At 72.8% G+C, this 2909-nt stretch carries 2 protein-coding genes; both read left to right on the top strand.

Going from position 1 to position 2909, the window contains the following annotated elements; all coding sequences use genetic code 11:
• Window positions 1-185: 185 nt before the first annotated feature.
• Window positions 186-1592: a family 2B encapsulin nanocompartment shell protein gene (locus CCN44_RS38800; protein WP_059252546.1), complete on the top strand. Its 1407-nt coding sequence runs from the start codon at window positions 186-188 to the stop codon at window positions 1590-1592.
• 112 nt (window positions 1593-1704) lie between these two features.
• The gene (locus CCN44_RS38795; RefSeq protein ID WP_086703653.1) at window positions 1705-2847 is read left to right on the top strand and encodes a family 2 encapsulin nanocompartment cargo protein polyprenyl transferase; all 1143 of its coding nucleotides are present in this window, start codon (window positions 1705-1707) and stop codon (window positions 2845-2847) included.
• The last annotated feature ends 62 nt before the right edge of the window (window positions 2848-2909 follow it).

The following is a 2909-nucleotide window of genomic DNA, read 5'->3' as shown; positions in this document are numbered from 1 at the left end:
CCGTTCGGGCCGGAGCCGACGACCGCGCGGCCGGGGGCGGGATCCCTCGTTGTGCCCACTAATCCGATGATCCATTCCCGCTCTTTCGGGTAATGGCGCCACCACGGTGCGTGCTGGAAGGCTCGGACGCGAGACCGGTGCCCGCGCGATTCGGCACCGGGCCATACATGGGAGGGCATTTCTTTATGTCGGTAGGCGAAGAGGTCCGCACAGAGCAGGGCAGGCCGCAGCAGTCCCTCGGGACGGCGGCAGCGCGGAACCTGGCCACCACCACCAAGTCCGTTCCGCAGATGCAGGAGATCAGCTCCCGCTGGCTGCTGCGCACGCTTCCCTGGGTGGACGTCCAGGGCGGCACCTACCGGGTGAACAGGCGGCTGACGTACGCCGTCGGCGACGGCCGCATCACCTTCGTCAAGACCGGGGACCAGGTGGAGGTCATCCCGAACGAACTGGCCGAGCTGCCGGCCCTGCGGTCGTACGAGGACGAGGAGGTGCTGACGGAGCTGGCCCGCCGCTGCCGCCAGCGCGACTTCGCGCCCGGCGAGGTGATCGCCGACTTCGGCAACCGGACGGACGAGGTCTACCTCCTCGCCCACGGCCGGGTGGAGAAGGTCGGCACGGGCCCCTACGGCGACGACGCCGTGCTCGGCGTCCTCGCCGACGGCGCCTACTTCGGCGACCAGGCGCTGATCGACCCCGAGGCGATCTGGGAGTACACCGTCCGCGCGGACACCGCGACCACGGTGCTGATCCTCAGCCGGCAGGACTTCGCGCAGGTCGCGGAGCGCTCCGACTCGCTGCGGGCGCACCTCGAACGACTGCGCTCGATCCCCGAGCAGCGGACCAACAAGTACGGGGAGAAGGAGGTCGAGCTGGCGGCCGGCCACTCCGGCGAGCCCGACATCCCGCACACCTTCGTGGACTACGAGGCACGGCCCCGCGAGTACGAACTGAGCATCGCCCAGACCGTGCTGCGCATCCACTCGCGCGTGGCCGACCTCTACAACCAGCCGATGAACCAGACCGAGCAGCAGCTGCGGCTCACGGTCGAGGCGCTGAAGGAGCGCCAGGAGCACGAGCTGGTCAACAACCCGGAGTTCGGCCTGCTCAGCAACTGCGAGTACGACCAGCGGATCCAGCCGCACGACGGCGTGCCCAGCCCGGACGACCTGGACGAGCTGCTCAGCCGCCGCCGCGGCACCAAGCTGCTGCTGGCCCACCCGCGCGCGATCGCCGCGATCGGGCGGGAGCTGAACAAGCGGGGGCTGGTCCCCGAGACGATCGACATCGCCGGCAACCGCATCCCCACCTGGCGCGGGGTGCCGATCTACCCGTGCAACAAGATCCCGATCAGCGAGGCCCGTACGACCTCCATCATCGCCATGCGTACCGGCGAGGCCGAGCAGGGCGTCATCGGCCTGCGGCAGTCCGGCATCCCGGACGAGATCGAGCCGAGCCTGTCGGTCCGCTTCATGGGCATCAACGAACAGGCCATCATCAAGTACCTGGTGACGGCGTACTACTCGGCCGCCGTCCTGGTGCCCGACGCGCTCGGTGTGCTGGAGAACGTCGAGATCGGCCGGTGGAGGTGACGTTTCCGCACGTCGCGGCCGTGTCCGCGCCCGCCGGCGCGGGTAGGTCCTCGGGGTATGCGTCCGGCAAGGCCGGTGACGCCGGCCTGCGCGGACCTGACGAGGGGGAGGCATGGCCGAGTTCATGACGGAGACCGAAGAGCGTGCCTCCGGTGTGCCGGGTCCCGGCGCACCGGGGGAGCCGCGGGAGAAGACCGGGGAGGGGACCGGCCCGGCCGACGCGCAGGAGGCGGCGGCGCAACTGGAGCGCACCCGGGCCCTGGTCGACCCGGAGCTGCGCGCGGCCGTGGAGTCGCTGCCCGGCTCCATGCGCCGGATCGGCCTCTACCACTTCGGCTGGCAGCAGGCCGACGGCTCTCCGGCGGCGGGCAACGCGGGCAAGGCGATCAGGCCGGCGCTCGTGCTGGCGGCTGCCGCCGCGCTCGGCGGACCGGCGGCCCGGACGGCGGCCGTCCGGGCGGCGGCGGCGGTCGAACTGGTCCACAACTTCACGCTGTTGCACGACGACGTGATGGACCGGGACACCACCCGCCGGCACCGGCCGACGGCCTGGACCGTGTTCGGCGACACCGACGCGATCCTCGCCGGGGACGCCCTCCAGGCGCTGGCTCTCCGGCTGCTCGCCGAGGACCCGCACCCGGCGTCGGTGCCGGCCGCGGCCCGGCTCGCCGCCTGTGTCGTGGAGCTGTGCGAGGGCCAGCACACCGACACCGACCTGGAGCAGCGGGCACCGGAAGCGGTCACCCTGGACGAGGTGCTCGCCATGGCCGAGGCCAAGACCGGCGCTCTGCTGGGCTGCGCCTGCGCACTCGGCGCGCTGTACGCGGGCGCCGGCGAGGAGGAGGTGGCCGCGCTGGACGGCTTCGGCCGGCAGGCCGGGCTCGCCTTCCAGCTGATCGACGACGTCATCGGCATATGGGGAGACCCGCGGCACACCGGCAAACCGGCCGGCGCGGATCTCGCCGCCCGCAAGAAGTCCCTGCCGGTGGTGGCCGCGCTCACCTCCGGCACCCCGGCGGCGGTCGAACTCGCCCAGCTGTACGGCAAGCCGTACCGGGAGGAGGCGGCGGAGGCCGGGGAGACCGCGCGCATCGCACTCGCGGTGGAGCGGGCCGGCGGCCGGGACTGGGCGCAGGCCGAGGCGGCCGACCGGATGGCCCGGGCCATGCAGGAACTGGCCCGCGCGGTCCCCGACCCGGAGGCGGCGGGCGGTCTGCTGGCGCTCGCCGAGTTCGTGACCCGGCGCACCAGCTGAGGGCCCCCTCCCGGCGCCCGACAAGGACCCGGAGCCCCCGGTGACCGTGCGGGGTCAGGAGC

It is taken from the genome of Streptomyces tricolor (assembly GCF_002155905.1).
In the GTDB taxonomy this organism is placed as follows: Bacteria; Actinomycetota; Actinomycetes; order Streptomycetales; family Streptomycetaceae; genus Streptomyces; species Streptomyces tricolor.
Note: the sequence above shows the minus strand (reverse complement) of the source record. Positions and strands in the feature narration are given on the sequence as shown.